Annotated in this window: 21 protein-coding genes and 1 riboswitch; of the genes, 9 read left to right on the plus strand and 12 right to left on the minus strand. The window is 71.8% G+C overall.

Features of this window, described 5'->3' with window-relative positions; genetic code table 11:
- Positions 1-6 precede the first annotated feature (6 nt).
- The 3 genes from ACS3YM_RS12820 to ACS3YM_RS12830 are packed head-to-tail and all read right to left on the minus strand — an operon-like array spanning position 7 to position 1,533.
- Positions 7-348, minus strand: coding sequence for a hypothetical protein (locus ACS3YM_RS12820; RefSeq protein WP_439936814.1), 342 nt, complete (start codon positions 346-348; stop codon positions 7-9).
- A complete protein-coding gene (gene mshB, locus ACS3YM_RS12825; RefSeq protein ID WP_439936815.1) occupies positions 345-1,247 on the minus strand; it encodes an N-acetyl-1-D-myo-inositol-2-amino-2-deoxy-alpha-D-glucopyranoside deacetylase in 903 nt (300 codons plus the stop codon). The genes ACS3YM_RS12820 and mshB overlap by 4 nt, the downstream gene beginning before the upstream one ends.
- A 4-nt stretch (positions 1,248-1,251) precedes the next feature.
- Complete coding sequence (locus tag ACS3YM_RS12830) at positions 1,252-1,533, minus strand: hypothetical protein (RefSeq protein ID WP_439936816.1); 282 nt, start codon at positions 1,531-1,533, stop codon at positions 1,252-1,254.
- A gap of 44 nt (positions 1,534-1,577) precedes the next feature.
- Between ACS3YM_RS12830 and ACS3YM_RS12835 the strand changes: the two genes are divergently transcribed.
- Positions 1,578-2,699: a hypothetical protein gene (locus tag ACS3YM_RS12835; RefSeq protein WP_439936817.1), complete on the plus strand. Its 1,122-nt coding sequence runs from the start codon at positions 1,578-1,580 to the stop codon at positions 2,697-2,699.
- Here ACS3YM_RS12835 and ACS3YM_RS12840 read toward each other — a convergent pair whose 3' ends face one another.
- Both ACS3YM_RS12840 and ACS3YM_RS12845 read right to left on the minus strand, forming a co-directional pair.
- Positions 2,700-3,749, minus strand: a complete 1,050-nt coding sequence (locus ACS3YM_RS12840) for a family 43 glycosylhydrolase (protein ID WP_439936818.1) — start codon at positions 3,747-3,749, stop codon at positions 2,700-2,702.
- A gap of 27 nt (positions 3,750-3,776) precedes the next feature.
- Positions 3,777-5,063: a cytochrome P450 gene (locus ACS3YM_RS12845; protein ID WP_439936819.1), complete on the minus strand. Its 1,287-nt coding sequence runs from the start codon at positions 5,061-5,063 to the stop codon at positions 3,777-3,779.
- A gap of 33 nt (positions 5,064-5,096) precedes the next feature.
- On the opposite strand from ACS3YM_RS12845, the gene ACS3YM_RS12850 reads away from it, so the two are divergent.
- Entirely contained in the window at positions 5,097-5,429 is a 333-nt protein-coding gene (locus tag ACS3YM_RS12850) for a DUF3054 domain-containing protein (protein ID WP_439936820.1), read from the plus strand.
- The gene (locus tag ACS3YM_RS12855) at positions 5,416-6,630 is read left to right on the plus strand and encodes an MFS transporter (RefSeq protein WP_439936821.1); all 1,215 of its coding nucleotides are present in this window, start codon (positions 5,416-5,418) and stop codon (positions 6,628-6,630) included. Before ACS3YM_RS12850 ends, ACS3YM_RS12855 begins: the two co-directional genes overlap by 14 nt.
- An 8-nt stretch (positions 6,631-6,638) precedes the next feature.
- Here the strand turns inward: ACS3YM_RS12855 and ACS3YM_RS12860 are convergent, their stop codons facing one another.
- From ACS3YM_RS12860 to ACS3YM_RS12875, 4 genes are read right to left on the minus strand one after another with little or no spacing between them, the layout of a single operon-like run.
- On the minus strand, positions 6,639-6,839 hold the full coding sequence (locus ACS3YM_RS12860; RefSeq protein ID WP_439936822.1) for a hypothetical protein: 201 nt from the start codon (positions 6,837-6,839) through the stop codon (positions 6,639-6,641).
- Positions 6,840-6,866: 27 nt separating this feature from the next.
- Positions 6,867-7,634 (minus strand): FAD:protein FMN transferase, encoded by a 768-nt coding sequence (locus ACS3YM_RS12865; RefSeq protein ID WP_439936823.1) that lies wholly within the window; start codon positions 7,632-7,634, stop codon positions 6,867-6,869.
- Positions 7,631-8,059, minus strand: a complete 429-nt coding sequence (locus ACS3YM_RS12870; protein ID WP_439936824.1) for an FMN-binding protein — start codon at positions 8,057-8,059, stop codon at positions 7,631-7,633. Before ACS3YM_RS12870 ends, ACS3YM_RS12865 begins: the two co-directional genes overlap by 4 nt.
- Positions 8,060-8,085: 26 nt before the next feature.
- Entirely contained in the window at positions 8,086-9,492 is a 1,407-nt protein-coding gene (locus ACS3YM_RS12875) for a ferredoxin reductase family protein (RefSeq protein WP_439936825.1), read from the minus strand.
- A 78-nt stretch (positions 9,493-9,570) separates the two neighbouring features.
- Between ACS3YM_RS12875 and ACS3YM_RS12880 the strand changes: the two genes are divergently transcribed.
- On the plus strand, positions 9,571-10,491 hold the full coding sequence (locus ACS3YM_RS12880; protein WP_439936826.1) for a carbohydrate kinase family protein: 921 nt from the start codon (positions 9,571-9,573) through the stop codon (positions 10,489-10,491).
- Complete coding sequence (locus ACS3YM_RS12885) at positions 10,491-11,393, plus strand: pseudouridine-5'-phosphate glycosidase (RefSeq protein WP_439936827.1); 903 nt, start codon at positions 10,491-10,493, stop codon at positions 11,391-11,393. The genes ACS3YM_RS12880 and ACS3YM_RS12885 overlap by 1 nt, the downstream gene beginning before the upstream one ends.
- A 9-nt stretch (positions 11,394-11,402) precedes the next feature.
- Here ACS3YM_RS12885 and ACS3YM_RS12890 read toward each other — a convergent pair whose 3' ends face one another.
- Positions 11,403-11,813, minus strand: coding sequence for a hypothetical protein (locus ACS3YM_RS12890; RefSeq protein WP_439936828.1), 411 nt, complete (start codon positions 11,811-11,813; stop codon positions 11,403-11,405).
- 330 nt (positions 11,814-12,143) lie between these two features.
- Positions 12,144-12,365: riboswitch (cobalamin riboswitch) on the plus strand.
- A gap of 131 nt (positions 12,366-12,496) precedes the next feature.
- On the opposite strand from ACS3YM_RS12890, the gene ACS3YM_RS12895 reads away from it, so the two are divergent.
- From ACS3YM_RS12895 to ACS3YM_RS12910, 4 genes are all read left to right on the plus strand, one after another.
- Entirely contained in the window at positions 12,497-14,908 is a 2,412-nt protein-coding gene (locus ACS3YM_RS12895; RefSeq protein ID WP_439936829.1) for a ribonucleoside-diphosphate reductase subunit alpha, read from the plus strand.
- Positions 14,905-15,927 carry a ribonucleotide-diphosphate reductase subunit beta gene (locus tag ACS3YM_RS12900; RefSeq protein ID WP_439936830.1) on the plus strand — a complete coding sequence of 341 codons (1,023 nt, stop codon included), beginning with the start codon at positions 14,905-14,907 and terminating at the stop codon, positions 15,925-15,927. Before ACS3YM_RS12895 ends, ACS3YM_RS12900 begins: the two co-directional genes overlap by 4 nt.
- A 92-nt stretch (positions 15,928-16,019) precedes the next feature.
- The gene (locus ACS3YM_RS12905) at positions 16,020-17,942 is read left to right on the plus strand and encodes a M4 family metallopeptidase (RefSeq protein ID WP_439936831.1); all 1,923 of its coding nucleotides are present in this window, start codon (positions 16,020-16,022) and stop codon (positions 17,940-17,942) included.
- A 94-nt stretch (positions 17,943-18,036) separates the two neighbouring features.
- Entirely contained in the window at positions 18,037-18,453 is a 417-nt protein-coding gene (locus ACS3YM_RS12910; RefSeq protein WP_439936832.1) for a VOC family protein, read from the plus strand.
- 329 nt (positions 18,454-18,782) lie between these two features.
- Here the strand turns inward: ACS3YM_RS12910 and ACS3YM_RS12915 are convergent, their stop codons facing one another.
- Both ACS3YM_RS12915 and ychF read right to left on the minus strand, forming a co-directional pair.
- Complete coding sequence (locus ACS3YM_RS12915) at positions 18,783-19,634, minus strand: alpha/beta fold hydrolase (RefSeq protein WP_439936833.1); 852 nt, start codon at positions 19,632-19,634, stop codon at positions 18,783-18,785.
- Between the two features lie 58 nt (positions 19,635-19,692).
- Positions 19,693-20,769 carry a redox-regulated ATPase YchF gene (gene ychF, locus ACS3YM_RS12920; protein ID WP_439936834.1) on the minus strand — a complete coding sequence of 359 codons (1,077 nt, stop codon included), beginning with the start codon at positions 20,767-20,769 and terminating at the stop codon, positions 19,693-19,695.
- Between the last annotated feature and the right edge of the window lie 58 nt (positions 20,770-20,827).

Consider the following 20,827-nt stretch of genomic DNA (forward strand, 5'->3'; position numbering starts at 1 on the left):
GCGAGTCTAGGTAAGAGATCCCCGAACTCCCTGATCCCCGGCGCGCCCCCGACGCGACGCAACGGTCGCCAGCGCGGCGACCAGCAGGACGAGCGACCCGCCGATGAACGACCACCCCGGCGCGTCCGAGGAGATCAGGAAGCCGCCCGCCGGACGCCCCAGCGCACCGCGCAGGACAGGCACGCACCAGCCGATCGCGAAGGCCAGCCGCACGAGGCCCGGCGGCAGCCAGGCGAGCACCACCAGGGCGGTGCCGAGGGCGAGCCCCAGCCCCCACCACTGCTGGTGCAGCACCGTGCCGGCTGCCCCGGACACCACTCCGACGACGAGCGCCGGGAGCGACCTCACAGGCCAGCGAAGAGGTCGTCCTCGAACCCGTCGGCGTCCGCGGGCCCCGGGGTGCCCTTGACCAGGCGGTAGAACTCCTCGGCCCACCACGAGTGCCCGCTCTCGGCGCCGACGAAGAAGTCACCGTCGGACTTGACCTGGGTCTCGTGCTTGGCCAGCGCGTCCATCTTGCGCTGCACCGTGGCCGTCCCGTCGACGCGGGCGCTGATCAGCTCGTCCGGGGTGACGAAGGGCGGCAGCTTGCCGTCGGGGTCCAGCCCGGCGAAGGTCTCGGTGTCGCCGGCCTCCCGCAGCGCGCGCAGGCTGTCGCGCATCCGCGACTCGCTCATCGCCGTCCAGTAGATCTTCGCGATGTCGTGCGGCTCGCCGAGGTCGAGCTTGTACGACGGCGCTGCCGCCAGCTGGGCGGCGTACATCGCCACGCGGTGCGCCTGGATGTGGTCGGGGTGGCCGTAGCCGCCGAACTGGTCGTAGGTGACCAGCACCTGCGGACGGACCTCGCGGATCACCTTCACCAGCTCGTCGGCGGCCTCGTTGAGGTCGGCGTGCCAGAAGGCGCTGTCGGGGATCGTCTCGGCCGGGATCGCGTGGCCCTCCTCGTGCCAGGCCATCCCGGAGTCGTGGAAGCGCCCGAAGCCGCCCAGGAAGCGGTGGTCGGTGACGCCGAGGACCTGCATCGCCTCGACCAGCTCGCCACGGCGGTGCTCGCCGAGCCCGCCCTTCTCGTCGTACGCCAGGTGGGCGAGGTCGGGGACGAGCACCTCGCCCATCTCGCCGGCGGTGCAGGTGACCAGCGTGACCGCCGCGCCCTCGTCGACGTAGCGCGCCATGGTGGCGCCGTTGTTGATGCACTCGTCGTCGGGGTGGGCGTGCACGAGCAGGATGCGGCGGTCGGACATGGGATCAGCCTAGATCGGGGCGCTTCACCCGCCTGGGTGCGGTCGGCAGGTCGAGCGGAGGCGTCGGCGGGGGCTGCTCCTCCCCCTCGTCGAGCCATCCGTCATGGGTGTCGACGAGCACCTCCAGCATGAAGGCCGGCGCGTCGCTCACGACCGCCCACGGGTGGTCCTCGTCGTCGTCCTCCCCCGACAACCGCTCCCGCTCGACGCGCGCCTCGAACCCGTCGGCCCGCAACCGCGCCACGACCGCCTGCGCGTCGTCCTCGTCGAAGAAGATCGCCCTCACGGGGGTGATTCTGCCCCCTGGCCGGTGTGGCTATGGTCGCTGGCATGAGCACCGCCTCGGAGTCGCCGTACGTGGAGGGGGTGCACCTGCAGCGCACGGACGAGAACGTGCGCGAGATCGCCGCGCTGGCGGCGGTGCTGGGAGAGCCGACGGGGCTCGACGGGCTCCTCGGCGACCTGAAGTACGCCGTGCGCCCGGCGCGGGTGGTGCCCCGGCTGCTCGGGCGCGCGGTGCGCGAGGCCTACCGATGGGACGCCTACGACGAGCGCGACGAGCTCTGGTACCCCCAGGGCATCTCCACGAGCGCGGACGCCTCCGACACCGAGGCCTTCCTCACCCGTGCCGGCGACGGGCGCAGGGTGGTGGTGACGACCTGGTACTCGACGGGCAAGGACGGCATCAAGCGCGGGTCGCGGGTGAGCTTCGTCGACCTCGACTCGGGGAGGTACCGCCACGTCCTGCTCGTCTCGCCGGTCTTCGACAAGGCCGGCAACCTGACGCTGAAGCCGATGAGCATCCACGCCGGCGGCATCGTCTGGGCGGGGCCCTACCTCCACATCGCGGCCACCAGCCGCGGCTTCGTGACGGCCCGCGTCGACGACATCATGCGGGTCCCCGGCGACGACGACCACCCGGAGAGGTTCGGCCTCGAGGGATCGACGCTCTACTCGTTCGGCCACCGCTACGTGCTGCCGGTGCGCTTCACCTACCAGGCCCACGCCGACGAGGGCCACGAGAAGCTGCGCTACTCCTTCATGTCCCTCGACCGGCGCTCCGACCCACCGGCGCTGGTCGCCGGGGAGTACGCCGTCGACCCCGACGCGACCACCCGGCTGGCCCGCTACCCGCTGGACCCGCAGACCTGGCAGCTCGCGTCCGGCGACGACGGCTTCTCGCGGCCGCTCGCGATCGACGAGGGCGGCGTGCGGCAGATGCAGGGCGCTGTCATCGCGGGTGGGCGCTACCACGTGACGGTCTCGCACGGACCGTGGATGCCCGGCACCGTCTTCACCGGCCAGCCGGGCGCGATGCGGGAGAAGAGGTGGGCGCTGCCGATGGGTCCGGAGGACCTCAGCTACTGGCCCTCCACCGACCGGATCTGGTCGCTCACCGAGCACCCGCGCCGGCGGTGGATCGTGTCGATGGACCGGACGTGGTTCGACTGATCACCGGGGCCGCAGCCAGCCCGTGACCGCCGGCAGCCCGCCGACCCAGCCCAGCGTGGCGGCGTACAACGCCCGCCTCCCCCGCTGCCGCGGCTTGTGGTCCCACTTGCCCGTCCCGGCGCAGGGATCGGTCGTGCCGCGGCAGGTCCAGCCGTGGAGGAAGACCAGGGTCCGGCCGTCGCGTCCCTCGACGAGGTCCGCGCCTCCTGGGCCGCACACCCCGGTCCTGTCCTTGTCCAGGAGCATCCCGACCTCGGCGGCCGACCAGTCGAGCAGCGACGTCGAGCGCATCCAGCGGGTGCGGTAGCCGCAGCGCGTCCAGTCGCCCTCGGAGGCCAGCATCACGTAGCCCTCGGGACGCTGCGTGAGGACCGGGTTCTCCAGCACGCCGGCCGACCGCACCAGCTCGACGCTGGTCGCGCCGCCCAGCACCGCCTGGCCGTCGGGCGCCAGGGGCACGATCCGGATCGTCGAGGGGACGCGGTCGGTCTTGTAGAGCAGGTACGACGACCCGTCGGCGTCGCGGAACCACGTCGGGTCGATCACCCCGGCGCGCGGCAGGGTCGGGTCCCGCGGGAGCAGCGGGTCCTGGGCCACCGGTGTCCGGGCGTAGGACGGGCAGACGAGCGGAGCGCGCCCCACCGGGCGGAAGGGACCGCGCGCCGCGTCGGCCCGGGCGACCCCGATGCAGCGCCCGTGCTCGCCCATCCCGCGCACGGGCGTGGCGTAGTAGAGCAGCCAGCGACCGCGCACCCGCGCCACGTCGACCGCCCAGACCCCGCCCTCGCGCGACCACGACGGGCGGTGCGTGAGCAGGCCGGCACCCCGTCGCCACGGGCCGTCGGGGTTCCGCGACCACGCGTGCGGGACGCGGTCACCGGTGGAGTAGGCCACCAGGCCGGTGGGGGTGTCGACGACGGCCGGGTCGGGGAAGTCGACGTTGAGCACCGGTCGCGGCCCGGAGTCGTCCGCAGTGGCAGGGTCGGCCACGGCCAGCAGGGTGGTCGCGAGCAGCAGCACGAGCAGGCGCGCTGCTCCCCGGTTCGGCACCGGGGGACCGTACCCGCTGGAGGACCGTCAGGGGCGCAGGACGGCCGGGAGCGTCTCGAAGCCGCGCAGGATGCGGGTCTCGCGGCGGCGGGCGCCGGGCTGCAGGCGCAGCTCGGGGAACCGGTCCCAGATCGCGCGCAGCCCCACCTCGCCCTCCATCCTCGCGAGCTGGGCCCCGAGGCAGTGGTGGCGTCCGGCCGAGAAGGCGATGTGGTCGCGGGCGTTGGCGCGGCCGACGTCGAAGCGCAGCGGGTCGGGGAAGACCTCCGGGTCACGGTTGGCGCCGCCGAGGATCGCGGTCACCATCCACCCGGCCTGCACGGGCTGCCCGGCGAGCTCGGTGTCGCGGATCGCCATCCGGCCGGTGAGCAGCACCGGTGGGTCGAGCCGCAGCGCCTCCTCGACGACATTGGTCCACAGCGAGGGGTCGGCCACCACGCGGGCCCGCTCGTCGGGGTGGTCGTGCAGGAGGGCGATGCCGTTGCCGAGCAGGTTGACGGTGGTCTCGAAGCCGGCGGCGAGGACCAGCCCGGCCGTCGCCTTGAGCTCGGACTCGCTGAGACCCTGCCCCTCGTCGCGGACGGCGACGAGCTGGCTGAGCAGGTTGTCGCCCGGCTCGCGGCGCAGGTTGTCGAGGTGCTGCCCGAGCCAGGTGTCGAACTGGGCGAGAGCCCGCGACACCGCGCGGTAGCGCCGCAGACCGAGGCCGAGGTCGAGGCTGGGCGCCGCCGCCGAGCCGAAGTCGAGCACCCGGCCGCGCTCCTCCTCGGGCACCCCGAGGACCTCCGCGATCACCGTGACCGGCAGCCGCGCGCAGTAGGTCTCGACGAGGTCGACCGTGCTCGTGGCCCGCGGCTCCAGCTCGTCGAGCAGGTCGGCCGCGATCTCCTCGGTGCGCTCACGCAGCTTCTCGACCGCCCGCATCGTGAAGACCCGGGTGACGAGCTTGCGGTAGCGCGTGTGGTCGGGGGGCTCGGTCACGAGCAGCGACGGCGGCTCGACCGGGTGGAGGGTCGTCGGCGCCGACCAGCGGGCGATCCGGCCGAGCGGCCCCTCGTTGGTGGGGAAGCCGGAGCGGAAGTCGTCGCTGGTGAGCAGCTGGCGTACGGCGGCGTGGCTGGTGGCGACGTAGCCGATCCGCGAGCGGTAGAGCGGGCCGCGGGACCGGATCTCCTCGATCAGCTCGAAGACCTCGTCGGTGCCGAGGGCCCCGACCCGGATCAGCCGCGCCTGCAGGTCACCGCGGTCGGCGGCCCGGCGCAGCAGCAGCGTCGGCAGGCCGTGCGCGACGCCCCAGTGGACGGTCGACTTCATGTCGCGACTCTAACCACGCCTAGGGTCGGGAGCATGTGGCTCGTGGTGGACCTCCTGCTCGTCGGCGTCTTCGCGGTGGTCGGCCGGCTGAGCCACTACGGGGCCCTGACCGCGGGCGGCTGGTGGACCACGGCGTGGCCCTTCCTCGTGGGCACCCTGCTCGCGTGGGCGGTGCTCGCGCTGACGCGCCGGCCGCCGGCCGCGGTCAGCTCCGGCGTGGTGGTGTGGCTGGGCGCCCTGGTCGGCGGGATGGTCCTGCGCCAGGCGAGCGGCCAGGGCACGGCGACGGCCTTCGTGGTCGTGGCGACCCTCGTCCTGGGCGCGGTGCTGGTGCTGCCTAGAGTCGGTGCACGTGTCCGACGCTGATGCTCCACCCCGCAGCACCCGCGCCGCTGCGATCCCGTTCGGCATCCTCGTCGCCGCCGTCGTCCTCGTCTCGGTCAACCTGCGACCCGGCGCCTCGTCGCTCGGACCGGTGCTGGAGGAGGTGCGCCGGGGCCTCGGCATGAGCGGCGGCGTGGCCGGCGCGATGACCGGCCTGCCCGGCCTCTGCTTCGGCCTCGTCGGCGCCCTCGCCGTCGGCTTCGCGCGCAAGGTCGGGATGACCGCCGGCATCACCATCGGGCTCACTGCCGCAGCCGCCGGCCTGCTGCTGCGAGTCACCACTGGAAGCGTGCCCCTGTTCCTCGTCCTCACCGTGGTCGCCCTGGCCGGAATGGCCGTCGGCAACGTGCTGGTCCCGGCGTGGATCAAGGCGCACGGCCACGCCGTCGTGCTGATGACGATCTACGGCACCGGCCTGGTGGTGGGCGGGTCGATCGGCCCCCTCGTCACGGCCCCCGTCACCGAGGCGACGGGCTCCTGGCAGCACGGCCTCGGCATGTGGGGACTGCTCGTCGCGCTGGCGCTGCCCCTGTGGGCGTGGCTCGCGCTGCACGAGCGACGCGCTCCGTCCGAGCACAGCGTCGCCGGCGAGCCACCGCCGAGCGGACGGATGGTCCACTCCCCGACGGCGGTCGCGCTCACGGTCCTCTTCGGCGTGCAGTCGATGCACGCCTACGTCCAGTTCGGCTGGCTCCCGCAGATCTTCCGCGACGCCGGACTCTCCGCCTCGAGCGCCGGGGCCATGCAGGCGCTGCTGTCGGGTGTCGGCGTCGTCGGCGCGCTGGCGATGCCGACCGTCATCGCGCGCACCAGCGGGCTGCACGCGTGGATGGTGTCCTTCGGCGTCATGCTCGCCCTGGGGTACGCCGGCCTGCTGGTCGCACCGGCCACGGTCCCGTGGCTGTGGGCCCTGCTGCTGGGGTTCTCGGGGCTCGCCTTCCCGACGGCGATCTCGTTGATCACCGCCCGCACCCGCCACCCGTCGGTCACCGCCCAGCTGTCGGGGTTCGTGCAGCCGGTCGGCTACGCGCTCGCCGCGATCGGCCCCTTCCTCGTCGGCCTGCTCCACGACGCCACCGACGGCTGGTCGCTGGTCATCGTGCTGCTGATGCTGACCTCCGTGCCGCTGACCCTCGCCGGGCTGCGCGTCGCGCGGCCGTCGTACGTCGACGACGAGATCTGACGCGGACCCTAGCTGCGGCCCCGGCCACCGAGGCGGTGGTGCGTCCCCACCGGCGCCTCACCAAGGTGCCCCACACCGTGCCGCCGGTACGGGCGGAGCACCGGGAGCCCGGGACGCATGAGGTCCTCACGATCGCGGCGCGCCTGGCGCTCGCTGAGCAGGAAGGCGGCGAACAGCGCCACACCGAGGACCCCCGTCACCCACAGCACGTGTCGACCGTACGCCTCGGACGGCGCTCAGGACACCCGTTCGACCCGACCGTCCGCCCACACGACCAGCCCGGTGCGCCACCGCGAGCGCAGCCACGTGGGCCCGTCCACGCCGAGCGCGAGCGCCGCCGTGGCGTCGATGTCGACGCTGGTCAGGTCAGCACCGATGACCGTCACCGAGGCGAGCACGTCCTGCGCCCGTCCGGTGCGCGCGTCGACGACGTGGGCGCCGCGATGGGCGGAGCCCGACGTGGCCACGGCTCCGCGGCGCACCGGCACCGTGGCCACCAGGCGGGTCGGGTCGAGGGGGTGCTCGATCCCGATCGTCCAGGGCTCGCCGGCCGGGTCGGCGACGTGGCAGACCATGTCTCCCCCGGCCGAGAGGCACACGTCGGTGTCGGCCAGCTCGAGCAGCGGGGCGACCGCCCGGTCGACGGCCCACCCCTTGACGACACCGCTGGGGTCCAGCCGGCGTACGCCGTCCGTGTCGGGCAGGCACACGTCGAACGCCCCTCCCGAGGCGAACCGCGCGTCGTCCCCGAGGCGGAGCACCTCGGCCACGGCGGGGTCGCAGTCCTCGAGGGCGAGCTCGCCGCGGCCCAGGCGCGAGACCTGGCTGTCGGCGCGCCACGTGCTGAACACGGCGTCGACCCAGCGGAGCTCGGCCAGCGCCGCCTGCCAGGCCTCCTCGCCGGCGGCGTCGTCGGCATGGCGGCCGCGCAGGGCGAGGCTGATCGGCATGCCCATCACGTGCTCGACACGACGGGTGGTCGTGGGTGCGGTCACGGTGCTCACAGCCCGGCCTGGTCGAGGGCGCTCTGCAGCGACTGCAGGTAGCCCTGGCTGGTGTAGGTGGCGCCGCTGACCATCGAGACGTCGTGGCCCTGGGAGTCGAGGGTGTCCTGGATGAGCTGCGGCAGCGCGTAGTTGGCGATCTCGACGTCACGGCCGTTGCCGTTGGGGTACTGCAGGATCGAGACGTGGGTGATCGTCGAGCCCGACACGTCGAGCTGCACCTGCATGGGGCCCCACTGGGTGTGTGCGACCTGACCCGTCACCGAGGTGTTGGAGCTGCCAGAGGTGCTGCCGGAGGTGCTGCCGGAGGTGGACTGACCCTGCTTGGAGCCGGAGAACGTGCTCCCGGTGCTCGTGGCCATCACCGACGAGGTGGAGGTGTGGTAGCCGAAGAGGACGACCACGGTGGACAGGGTGCTCAGCACCCAGAGGACGATGCGTTTCACAGGTCTCACCAGCCGAAGTTCTCGAGATGGATGTGGTGCTCGGGCACGCCGGCCGCGCGGAGGTCGCGCAGCACGAGGTCGGTCCAGGCGCGGGGCCCGCAGAGGTAGACGTCGCGCTCCGCGACGTCCGGGACCCAGGACCGCAGCGCGGCCAGGTCGGTGGCAGCGCGTACGCCGTCTCCGAGCCAGGAGTCCGGTGCGCGGCGGCGTCCGGGGAGGCCCCAGACGACGAGGCCACGGTCGTGCGAGAGGGCGGTCAGCTCGTCGACGAAGAGCGGGGCGGACGACGTGCGATGGAGGAGCACCGCCTCGCCGGGGGCGTACTCCAGGCCCTCGGCCAGCGCGCGCAGCGGGGTGATGCCGACGCCGGCGCCGATCATCAGGACCTTGTGCCGGCCACGGGCGCGCGGGCTGAGCCGGCCGTAGGGCCCCTCGATCCAGGCCCGCGAGCCGACCGCCAGACCCGCCGCCGCGCCGCTGCCGTCGCCGACGTCCTGGACCGTGATCCGGAGGGAGCGGCCGTCGGGGGCGGCGGACAGGGAGTAGGGGTTGGCGCGGGTCCAGCCGGGTCGGCCGTGGAAGCGCCAGGTGAAGAACTGACCGGCCTCGACGGGCAGCCGGTGCAGGTCGCGCCCGGTCAGGTGCACCGACACGATCCCGTGGCCCTCGGGGACCACGGCGGCCACGCGGAGGTCGTGGCGCAGGTTGCGCCACACCGGCAGCCCGACCCGCCACACCAGCACGCTGGCGGCGGCGCCAGCCCACGCCGACCACCAGAACACCTGGCGTCCGGTCGAGGACGTGAAGTCCGCGCCGGTCCACAGCTGGTGCGGGATGGCGAGTCCGACGCCGAGGTAGGCGTAGAGGTGCAGGAGGTGCCACGACTCGTAGCGCAGCCGGCGCCGGGCCGCGCGGATGCTCGTCACGACGACCATGACCAGGCACAGCGTGGCCGCGGTCGCGAGCAGCATGCCGGGGTAGTTGACGACGAGGTCCCACAGGGTGCGCGGGGTGGCGGTCACCGACCCGCTCGCATAGCCCCAGGTGATCGTGACGATGTGCGCCAGCATCAGGTTGAACGACGTGAAGCCGACGATGCGGTGCAGCCGGGCGAGCTCGTCCTGGCCGAAGGCCTGCTCCAGCACCGGCACGCGCGCCATCAGCACGACCTGCGCGAGCAGCAGCACGGCCGCGCCGAGGCCGGTGAGGCGGCCGACCGACTGCAGGCCGGTGGCCCAGCCGCCCAGCTGGCCGATGCCGCCGCCGGTGACCCACCACCAGGTCACCAGCAGCAGCGACAGCCACAGGGTGCTGCCCGCGGCGAGCCGCACCCCGCTGTCGCGACGGGCGCGCGCGCCGAGTCGGCGTACGACGGAGGGGGCGGGTGCCGCCGGGGCCTGGAGCGGGGTCATGTCGTCGACACTGGCCACCGACGCTGGGACGGGCGTGGGTGCCACCTGTGCGGATGCTGTGAGTGTCAGGATCTGTCCGTGAAGCAGTGGGTGGTGGTCGTCGGCGGGACCAACATGGACGTGGTCGCGCGCACCTCCGCGCCGCTCGTGCCCGCGACCAGCAACCCCGGCCACACCCGGATCTCGCCGGGCGGCGTCGGGCGCAACGTCGCCGCCTGCCTCGGCCTGCTCGGGGCGCCGGTCCGCCTGGTGTCCGCGGTCGGCGACGACACGTTCGGCGAGGAGGCGCTCCGGGTGACCGCTGCGTGCGGTGCCGACGTCGGAGCCGTACGCCGCGTGCCGGGCGCGACCGGCACCTACACCGCGATCCTGGACGACGGCGGCGAGCTGGTGGCGGCGGTGTCGGACATGGCGACCGTCGACGCGCTGGTGCTGGAGACCGTGCACCTCACCGACGCGGCGCTCGTGGTGCTCGACGGCAACCTCGCGCACGCCCAGGCCGCCCGCGTCGTGTCCGCCGCCGCTGCCGCGGGCGTGCCGCTCGCCTTCGAGCCGGTCTCGGTCGCCAAGGCGGGCCGGCTCGCCGACCTGGTGCGCGACCTGTTCCTCGTCACGCCCAACACCGACGAGATCGCGGCGCTGACCTCTCGCCCGACCGATGACTGGCGCGCCTCCGTCGCCGACCTGCACGAGCGCGGCGTCGAGCACGTGTGGCTGCGCACCGGCGCGGAGGGCTCCTGGATGTGCAGCCGCGGGCACGAGCCGGTGCACCTGCCGGCCGTCCCGGCCACGGTCGTCGACGTCACCGGAGCCGGCGACGCGATGCTCGCCGCCTGGATCGCGGCCTGGCTGGGCGGGGCCGACCCGGTCGCGGCCGCGCGCGAGGGCCACCGGGCGGCCGCCGCGACCATCGAGAGCCCCCACACCGTGCGGCCGGACCTGGCCGACGTCCTCACCTCCCCCGACCCCACCTCCACCGATCCCGAGGAGCGCTCGTGATGCTGACGATCACCGACGAGGTCCGCGACGCGCTCGCCGCCGGGCAGCCGGTCGTCGCGCTGGAGAGCACGATCATCAGCCACGGCATGCCCTACCCGCAGAACGTCGAGATGGCCCGCACGGTCGAGGGCATCGTGCGCGAGGGTGGCGCCGTCCCGGCGACGATCGCGGTGCTCCACGGGCGGCCCACCATCGGCCTGTCGGCCGACGACCTCGAGCTGCTCGCCTCCGACGGGTCGGTCGTCAAGGTCTCGATCCGCGACCTGCCCTACGTCGTCTCGCGCGGCCTGCACGGCGCGACGACCGTCGCCTCGACGATGCGGCTGGCGGCCCTCGCCGGCATCGGCGTCTTCGTGACCGGCGGGCTCGGCGGCGTCCACCGCGGCGCGGAGACGTCGTACGACGTCTCGGCCGACCTCACCGAGCTCTCGACGACGTCGGTGGCGGTGGTCTGCGCCGGCGTGAAGAGCATCCTCGACATCGGGCTCACGCTCGAGAAGCTGGAGACCCTGGGCGTGCCCGTGCTGGGCTACGGCACCGACGAGTTCCCGTCGTTCTTCTCACGCTCGTCGGGCTTCCCCGCGCCGATGCGGGTCGACTCCCCCGCCGAGGTCGCGGCGCTGATGACGGCCAAGTGGGAGCTGGGGCTCGCCGGCGGCGTGGTCGTGGCCAACCCGATCCCGGCCGAGTCGGAGATCCCCGCTGAGGAGATCGGCGCGATCATCGACCGCGCGCTGGGCGACATGGACGCCCTCGGCATCCGCGGCAAGGACGCCACGCCGTACCTCCTGGGCCGCATCGTCGAGATCACGTCCGGGGAGTCCTTGACGGCCAACATCGCTCTCGTCGAGCACAACGCGCGCCTCGGCGCGGCGATCGCACGGGAGCACGCCTTCCGCTGAGCCGACACCTCAGGCGACGTCCCGCAGGTCCGCTCGCGCGGCAACGATGAGCGCCTCGCGGTGCCTGGCGAAGACGGCATGGCTCTCGAGGTATGCGGGAGACTCGTAGGTCACTCCGGGGCGACGGGTCGCCTCGCGGAACTGGCCCAGAGACTGGCGCACCGCGCGCGCAGCGTCGATCACGTCGTCGGATCCCAAGATCTCGACCACCCGGAGCCGACGCGTGACGTCGCTGTCGAGCTTCCAGTACGAGACATCGGCGTCGATCGGGTGCGGACACCCGGGCGTGGCCCGGCCCAGCAGATGGGCCGCTTCGTGCGCCGAGTTCAGGAAGTCGACGTACGCCTGCGAACGCTCGCCCCGGCGGGCGTCGTGCACAGCCTCCGCGCGTGTGCGCCGATGACGCAGGGTCTCGAACACGAACGTCAGGACCGACCCGAGGATCAGGCTTCCCAGCGGGAGGACAACCGAGGAATTCACGCCGAGATGATCGCAGTGCGATCGCGAGACGTCCGGCGAACGACGAAGTCAGAGCCGCCCGGTGGTGCGGTCGCCGGATGTGACCCGCCGCGACTCTCGTCCCAGCCGGCGTTGGCTGATGTTGCGACACGGAGCGTGACATCACGTCGAATCGAGGTTCGGGGTAGTGGCGCGCGGTCGAACACATCCGCTCGCCCTCGACGCGCCGTGTGCCGCGCACCAACACGCCGACACAAGATGTGGTCCCCCACTTCTCGACCAGCCCTACATATGGTGTTCCACGCAGCTGGTTCGGCACGTCAGCCAGGCGTGTCGAGGCAAGAGGGAACCCGGTGTGAGTCCGGGACTGCCCCGCAGCGGTGAGTGGGAACGACAGCCGTCACACAGCACTGGACCGGGAGGTCTGGGAAGCGACGGCCAGTAGGGGTCGAACGGATCAGTCCGTGAGGCGCGCCCATGAGTCCGAAGACCTGCCAGCGCACCGCACCCGACCGGGTGCGGTGGTCCGAGGCCTCGTGGGACGGCCGGTGGGCACGTACGACGCTGCGCCGACGCGGACGTCGTACCCCCCTCCTCCCCTCAGCGAGCCCGGACCTTCCAGGACCGACCTCGCGAGGAGAGAAATGACGGTCACCACGGCACCGGGACGCACGTCCATGCAGGTGCGCAAGCGCAACGGCGACAGCGAGCCCGTCGACGTCAACAAGATCGTGCGGGCAGTCGACCGGGTCAGCAGCGACCTGGCCGACGTCGACCCGATGCGGGTCGCGACCCGCACGATCAGCGGCCTCTACGACGGCGCCACCACCGCCGAGCTCGACCGGCTGTCCATCCAGACGGCCGCGGAGATGATCGGCGAGGAGCCGCAGTACTCCCGGCTCGCCGCCCGCCTCCTGTCGGGCTACATCGACAAGGAGGTCCGCAACCAGGGCGTGATGTCGTTCAGCCAGTCGGTGGCCCTCGGGCACGCCGAGGGCCTGATCGGCGACGAGACCGCCCGGTTCGTGAAGGACAACGCCCGCAAGCTCGACTTCGCGATCGACGCTGACGCCGACCGCCGCTTCGAGTACTTCGGCCTCCGCACGGTCTACGACCGCTACCTGCTGCGCCACCCCTCGAGCCGGCTGGTCGTGGAGACGCCGCAGTACTTCCTGCTGCGCGTGGCGTCGGGGCTGGCGCAGAGCCCGGGCGAGGCGATCCGGTTCTACCGGCTGATGTCGTCGCTGGCCTACCTGCCGTCGTCGCCCACCCTCTTCAACTCCGGCACGCGGCACACGCAGATGTCGTCGTGCTACCTGGTCGACTCGCCCGTCGACGACCTCGACTCGATCTACTCGCGCTACGCCCAGGTCGCCAAGCTGTCGAAGTTCGCCGGCGGGATCGGCATCGCGTTCTCGCGGGTCCGCTCGCGGGGCGCGCTGATCCGCGGCACCAACGGCCAGTCCAACGGCATCGTGCCGTTCCTGCGGACCCTCGACGCGTCGGTCTCCGCGGTCAACCAGGGCGGTCGTCGCAAGGGCGCCGCGTGCGTCTACCTCGAGCCGTGGCACCCGGACGTCGAGGAGTTCCTCGAGCTGCGCGACAACACGGGCGAGGACGCCCGGCGCACCCACAACCTCAACCTCGCCCACTGGATCCCCGACGAGTTCATGCGCCGCGTCGAGGCCGACGCCGACTGGTCGCTGATCGACCCCGACCAGGCGCCCGAGCTGCCCGACCTGTGGGGCGAGGCCTTCGACGAGGCCTATCGCCGGGCCGAGGAGGAGGGCCGATTCGTGCGGCAGGTCAAGGCGCGCGAGCTCTACGGGAGGATGATGCGCACGCTCGCCCAGACCGGCAACGGCTGGATGACCTTCAAGGACGCGAGCAACCGCACCTGCAACCAGACCCGCGACACCCCGGGCGGCCCGGTCGTCCACCTGTCGAACCTGTGCACCGAGATCATCGAGGTGTCCTCGGACGACGAGACGGCCGTGTGCAACCTCGGTTCGATCAACCTCGCCCAGCACCTGACGCACCCGCTGGTCGAGGAAGGCGCCCTGGCGCCTGTCACGAGACCACAGATCGACTGGGACAAGCTGCGCGAGACCGTCCGGACTGCGGTGCCGCTGCTCGACCGGGTGATCGACATCAACTACTACCCGAGCACGGAGGCGGCCGCGTCCAACCCGCGCTGGCGGCCCGTGGGGCTGGGCCTGATGGGGCTGCAGGACGCGTTCTTCGCGATGCGCCTGCCGTTCGACTCGGCCGAGGCGCGCGAGCTGTCGACCCGGGTGCAGGAGGAGGTCTACCTGACGGCGCTCGAGGTGTCCGTCGACCTGGCGCGTCGCCACGGCCCGCACCCGGCGTACGACCAGACGCGTGCGGCAGCCGGCGTGCTCCAGCCGGACCACTGGGACGTCACGCCGACCCAGACCGAGCGGTGGGCCACGCTGCGCAGGGACCTCGCGGAGCACGGGCTGCGCAACTCCCTGCTGATCGCGATCGCGCCGACGGCGACCATCGCCTCGATCGCCGGCTGCTACGAGTGCATCGAGCCGCAGGTGTCCAACCTGTTCAAGCGCGAGACGCTCTCCGGCGAGTTCCTCCAGGTCAACGCGGCGCTCACCCGCGAGCTCAAGGCGCGCGGGCTGTGGACGCCGGAGGTGCGCGAGGCGATCAAGCGGGCCGAGGGATCGGTGCAGGGCGTGACCGAGCTGCCCGAGGACGTCCGCGAGCTCTACCGCACCGCGTGGGAGCTGCCGCAGCGAGCCCTGATCGACATGGCGGCGGAGCGGTCGGCGTACGTCGACCAGAGCCAGTCGCTGAACCTGTTCATCGCCGGCCCGTCGATCGGAAAGCTCTCCTCGATGTACCTCCACGCGTGGAAGGCCGGGCTCAAGACGACGTACTACCTGCGCTCCCGCCCGGCGACCCGGATCCAGCAGACGACGGTCTCCGCCGTCCCCACCACACCGACCATCCAGACCATCTCGGACGACGAGGCGCTCGCCTGCTCGCTCGAGAACCCCGAGAACTGCGAGGCCTGCCAGTGACACTCACCCACTCAGACACGAAGATGCTGCTCGACCCGGGGATGAACCTCACCCTCCGGCCGATGCGCTACCCCCACTTCTACGACCGCTACCGCGACGCCATCAAGAACACCTGGACGGTGGAGGAGGTCGACCTCCACTCCGACCTCAAGGACCTCCAGCGGCTCAGCGACGCCGAGCGGCACCTGGTCTCGCGGCTGGTGGCGTTCTTCGCGACCGGCGACACCATCGTGGCCAACAACCTGGTGCTCAACCTCTACCAGCACATCAACTCGCCCGAGGGCCGGCTCTACCTGTCGCGGCAGCTCTTCGAGGAGGCGGTGCACGTGCAGTTCTACCTGACCCTGCTCGACACCTATGTCCCCGACGAGGCCGAGCGCCACGAGGCCTTCGCGGCGGTCGACAACATCGCGTCGATCAAGGCCAAGGCCGACTTCTGCTTCCGGTGGATCGACTCGGTCTTCGACCTCGACGCGCTCGAGACCCGGGAGCACCGGCGGAAGTTCCTGCTCAACCTGATCTGCTTCGCCGCGGTGATCGAGGGGTTGTTCTTCTACGGCGCCTTCGCCTATGTCTACTTCCTGCGCTCGCGCGGCTTCCTCAACGGCCTCGCGTCCGGCACCAACTGGGTCTTCCGCGACGAGTCGATGCACATGGCGTTCGCCTTCGACGTGGTCGACACGGTCCGGGAGGAGGAGCCGGACCTCTTCGACGACGAGATGGCCGCCCAAGTGCGCCAGATGTTGATCGACGGCGTGGACGCCGAGGCGCAGTTCGCCGAGGACCTCCTCGGCGGCGGCGTCGCCGGCCTGTCGACGGCGGACATGCGCTCCTACCTGGAGTACGTCGCCGACCGCCGCATGGAACGCCTGGACCTCGAGCCGATCTACGGCTCGAAGAACCCGCTGGCGTTCATGGAGCTGCAGGACGTCCAGGAGCTGTCCAACTTCTTCGAGCGCAAGGTGTCGGCCTACCAGGTCGGCGTCAGCGGGGCGGTCGGGTTCGACGAGGACTTCTGACCTCCTCCACGGCGGCGACCGTAACGCGGGTCACAGGGGGCTCGTTGGACCTCGAGATGCCCATTTCCCCGAATGCAAGGAGAGCGCTCACCATGCGCCGACCCCTGACAGGAATCTGCGCGGCAGCCACACTGCTCGCCGTCGCCCCGCTCGCGGTCACCGCCGTCACCTCACCGACGGCGACCGCCGCGGACACCACCAGCCGGGCACCCTCCACCGAGGGCTCCTTCACGCTGTACGGAGCCGACGCCGCCGGCTACCAGGTGCCCGCCGACACGGAGCGTGTGTGGAGCACGCGCTACGCCGACGGAGCCACCCAGACCCGCTACCAGCAGGTCGTCGCCGGGGCCGAGGTCCTCGGTGGCCAGGTGACCGTGTGGCGTGACGCCGCCGACCAGGTCACGGCCGTCGTGGGCACCCATGTCGCGTCCCTCCGACCGAGCAACGACCGCGTTCTCTCCGCGAGCGACGCCGTCGCCAAGGTGACCTCCCTGCTGGGAGCTGCCGGCGAGCGCACGACCGAGCTGAAGATCGACCCGCGCGACGGGACCCTCTTCTACGCCGTCGACACCCGCCGCTCCGCCCAGCGTCCGGTCGTGTGGGTCGACGCCCAGGAGGGCACGGTCCTCAACCGGTTCGACGCGCTCGCCGAGGAGGGCTCGGGCACCGGGCTCAAGGGCGACACGAAGACCATCGACACCAGCGGCTCGGCCGGGAACTACCGGATGATCTCCTCCGACGACCGCCAGGAGACCTACGACGCGCAGAACACGACGACCCACCCGGGCGTCCTGATGACCGACCCCGACGACGTCTGGGACATGACCCAGCCGGCCACGCTCAGCCCCAGCCAGGCCGCGGGCGTCGACGCGCACTACTACGCCAACGTGGTCGACGACTACTACGGCGACGAGTTCGGCCGCAACAGCATCGACGGCAACGGGATGACGATCATCTCGACGGTCCACTACGACGTCGGCTACTGCAACGCGTTCTGGAACGGCGAGCAGATGACGTACGGCGACGGCGACGGCTCGCAGTGCAAGCCGTTGTCCGGTGGCCTCGACGTGGTCGGCCACGAGCTGACCCACGGTGTCACGGAGTTCACCTCGGGACTCATCTACGAGAACGAGTCCGGCGCCCTCAACGAGGCGTTCAGCGACATGATGGGCAACGCCACCGAGTTCTACGCCGACGAGCGTGCGCTCGACCCGGCAGCCGAGCCGGACTGGCTGATCGGTGAGGACGTCATCCCCGCCGGCCCCGTCTACGGCGGCACCACCGCGGGCTTCCGCAACATGGGTGACCCCAAGGACGACGGCGACCCGGACCACTACTCCGAGCGCTACACCGGCACGAGCGACAACGGTGGCGTGCACACCAACTCGGGCATCCCGAACCATGCCTTCTTCCTCGCCGTCAACGGCGGCACGAACGCCGGCTGCGACGCCACTGGCTCGGGCGGTCACACGCACGTCGCCGACTGCGACATCACAGTTCCCGCCGTGGGCCTGGCCCGTACGAAGGACGTGTTCTACCGCGGCTTCACCAGCCTGACGGAGTACGCCAACATGTGCGACGCACGCAACGCCACCGTCGCCCTGGCCGGCAAGAGCCGGAAGGGCATCGACGCGGCCTGGGCCGCGGTCGGCGTGAAGCGGGGCTGCACCCCCGCCGTGCCCCCGCCGCCGCCGTGCGTGGGTGACGCCAGCGCGCAGCTGCCCTTCGAGTCGCCCCACCCCTACGGCAACAACGGCGACTGCACCTGGACCTACGACAACGGGTCCGCCGGGTTCGCCTTCCACTTCAGCCTGCTGGAGACCGAGGCCGGGTACGACTACGTCTACGTCAAGGACGCCGACGGCAACGTGATCGCGACCTACGACGGGACGCACCCGCTGCCCGGTGGCGTGACCACGCCCTGCATCCCCACGAGCGTGGGCTCGGTGCAGCTGGTGACCGACGCGGCCGTGGTCGACCAGGGTCTCATCGTGGACGCGGTCGAGCCCTGCTGACCTGACCCAGCGACCTCGTGCAGGGGGCGGACACCCGACGCTGGTCGGGTGTCCGCCCTTTGCCGTGGGCGCGCCGGCTGTTTGGATCGAGCCCATGGCCTCCCGACTGACCGAGATCTCCCTGGACTGCCACGACACCGACCGGCTCGCCGAGTTCTGGACGGCTGCCCTGGACTGGGTGGTGCTCGACCGCGAGCCGGGGCTCGTGGAGATCGGCCCCGCGCGATCCGACGACCAGGCGCTTCTGGACGCCGTGCGCTCCGGCCCGGTGCCGCCGACGATGTTCCTGGCGTCGGTGCCGGAGGACAAGGTGGTCAAGAACCGGATGCACCTCGACCTCTCGCCGGTCGACCGGTCCCGTGACGAGGAGGTCGAGCGGCTCCTCGCCCTCGGCGCGACCCGCGCCGAGGTCGGGCAGACCGGGGAGGAGTCCTGGGTCGTGCTGGCCGACCCGGAGGGCAACGAGTTCTGCGTCCTGCGCAGCCTGGCGGAGGGTCACTTCACGCTGTGACCGGCCTGGCCCCGTCGCTCCCCGTCGTGACCGAGCCTCCTTCGACCTGTCCCGGACGTGACACGCCCTCGACCGACTCCCGGCAGAGAGGGGGGTCCGTTGCGGCACAGGGCGTGTCACAACCAGGTCCTCCCCGCGTCGGGACGTGACACGTCGGCGGTCACATCCGGCGCCTGACTGGGCAGGGAAGGGCCCCGCCGGTCCCGAGTGTCCGGCGGGGCCACGACCAACAGAACCCCCGGCTGTTGCTCGTGATCGGACGGTAAGCCCGCACGACCCCCGCCGCGCCAGCCGATTTGCGAAAGGTCATCCGCCGTCGCAGCGGAACCTCAGACCACCTCTGCCGACATGAACTCCCGCAGCACGCGCGCGAAGCGGTCGGGGTCGTCGAGGTGCGGGAAGTGACCGGCGCCCTCGAAGAGCTCGACCCGGCACTCGGGCAGCGCGCGTTGGGCGCTGAGCGCGTGCCACGCCGGGATCATCCGGTCCCTGGACCCCCACACGATCAAGGTCGGCGGCGGCGTCACCGCGCCGAGGTGGTCATGGGCACTGATGCTCTGGCCGCCGAAGTCGATGACGGCCCGCGTCGTGGCGAGGAAGGCTCGCCGGCTCTGGCTGTCGCCCAGCGAGGTGAAGCCCCGCCAGACCGCGCCGATGTCGGCACCGGGCTTCCAGCCGATCCTCTGCGCGCCCCGGCCCAGGGCCTCGGCCCGCTCGAGGACGGGAGCGGAGGCGATGACGCTCAGCACCTGCTCGGCGCCGGGCAGGGTGGCCGCGCGGAGCACGAGGTTGACCTCGCGCCCGAGCCCGCCGCTCGCGACGAGCACGAGGCGGTCCACCCGCTCGGGGAAGAGGTAGTAGAACTGCATCGCGATGCCGCCCCCGAGCGAGTGCCCCACGAGGGTGACCCGCTCGATGCCGAGGTGGTCGAGCAGGTCGCGCAGCGTGGCGGCGTGCGCGCTGAGCGAGTAGTCGCCCGTGGGCTTCGCCGACTCGCCGTGGCCGAAGAGGTCGGGGACCAGGACCCGGTGGTCGTCGTCGACCTCGTCGACCAGGTGGGACCACTGGACCTGGGAGCCGAGGATCCCGTGGATGAACAGCACCGCCGAGCCGGACCCGCTGTCGACGTAGGAGAGCTCGTGGCCGTGGAGCACGACCTTGTGGGGGGCCAGGCGTGCCATGGTGCTCATCCTCGCGCTGGTGGGTGTGGCTGGTTACTCCACAGTAGCCCCCGACAGCTCAGACGTTGAAGCGGAACTCCACCACGTCGCCGTCGGCCATGACGTAGTCCTTGCCCTCCATGCGCACCTTGCCGGCCTCGCGGGCCTTGAGCATGGAGCCGGCGGACATGAGGTCGTCGAAGGAGACGACCTCGGCCTTGATGAAGCCCTTCTGGAAGTCGGTGTGGATGACTCCGGCGGCCTCGGGGGCGGTGGCGCCCTTCTTGATCGTCCAGGCCCGGGTCTCCTTGGGGCCGGCGGTCAGGTAGGTCTGCAGGCCGAGGGTGTCGAAGCCGACGCGGGCGAGCTGGTCGAGGCCGGACTCGGTGATCCCCATCTCCGCGAGCATCTCGTGCGCCATCTCGTCGTCGTCCATCTCGGCGAGGTCGGCCTCGAACTTGGCGTCGAGGAAGATCGCCTCGGCCGGCGCGATGATCTCGCGCATCTTGTCCTTGAGGGCCTCGTCGGCGAGCTCGTCGGCGTCGCAGTTGAAGACGTAGATGAACGGCTTGGCGGTCAGCAGCGACAGCTCGCGCAGCAGGGAGCGGTCGATGTCGGTGGCGATGATCGGCGTGCCGGCCTCGAGCGCGTCCTTGGCGGCCTTCGCGGCCTCCAGGTTGGGAACCAGGTCCTTGCTCTTGCGCGACTCCTTCTCGAGGCGCGCGATCGCCTTCTCGACGGTCTCGAGGTCGGCGAAGATCAGCTCGGTCTGGATGGTCGAGATGTCGTTCGCGGGGTTGACCTCGCCGTCGACGTGGGTCACGTCCTCGTCGCGGAACACGCGCGTCACCTGGCAGATCGCCGCGGACTCGCGGATGTGGGCGAGGAACTTGTTGCCCAGGCCCTCGCCCTGCGAGGCGCCGCGGACGATGCCGGCGATGTCGACGAACTCCACCGTGGCCGGCAGGATCTTCGCCGACTCGAACACCGACGCGAGCTGCGGGAGCCGCTCGTCGGGGACGCCGACGACGCCCACGTTGGGCTCGATCGTCGCGAACGGGTAGTTCGCCGCGAGCACGTCGTTCTTGGTCAGTGCGTTGAAGAGCGTCGACTTGCCCGCGTTGGGGAGACCGACGATGCCGATGGTGAGAGCCACGGGCGGGGAGTCTACGGCCGTGACGTACGGCGGCACGAAACGCGACGGGGCACCTGCA

Origin of the sequence: Nocardioides sp. N13(2025), assembly GCF_051912545.1 — a bacterium.
In the GTDB taxonomy this organism is placed as follows: domain Bacteria; phylum Actinomycetota; class Actinomycetes; order Propionibacteriales; family Nocardioidaceae; genus Nocardioides.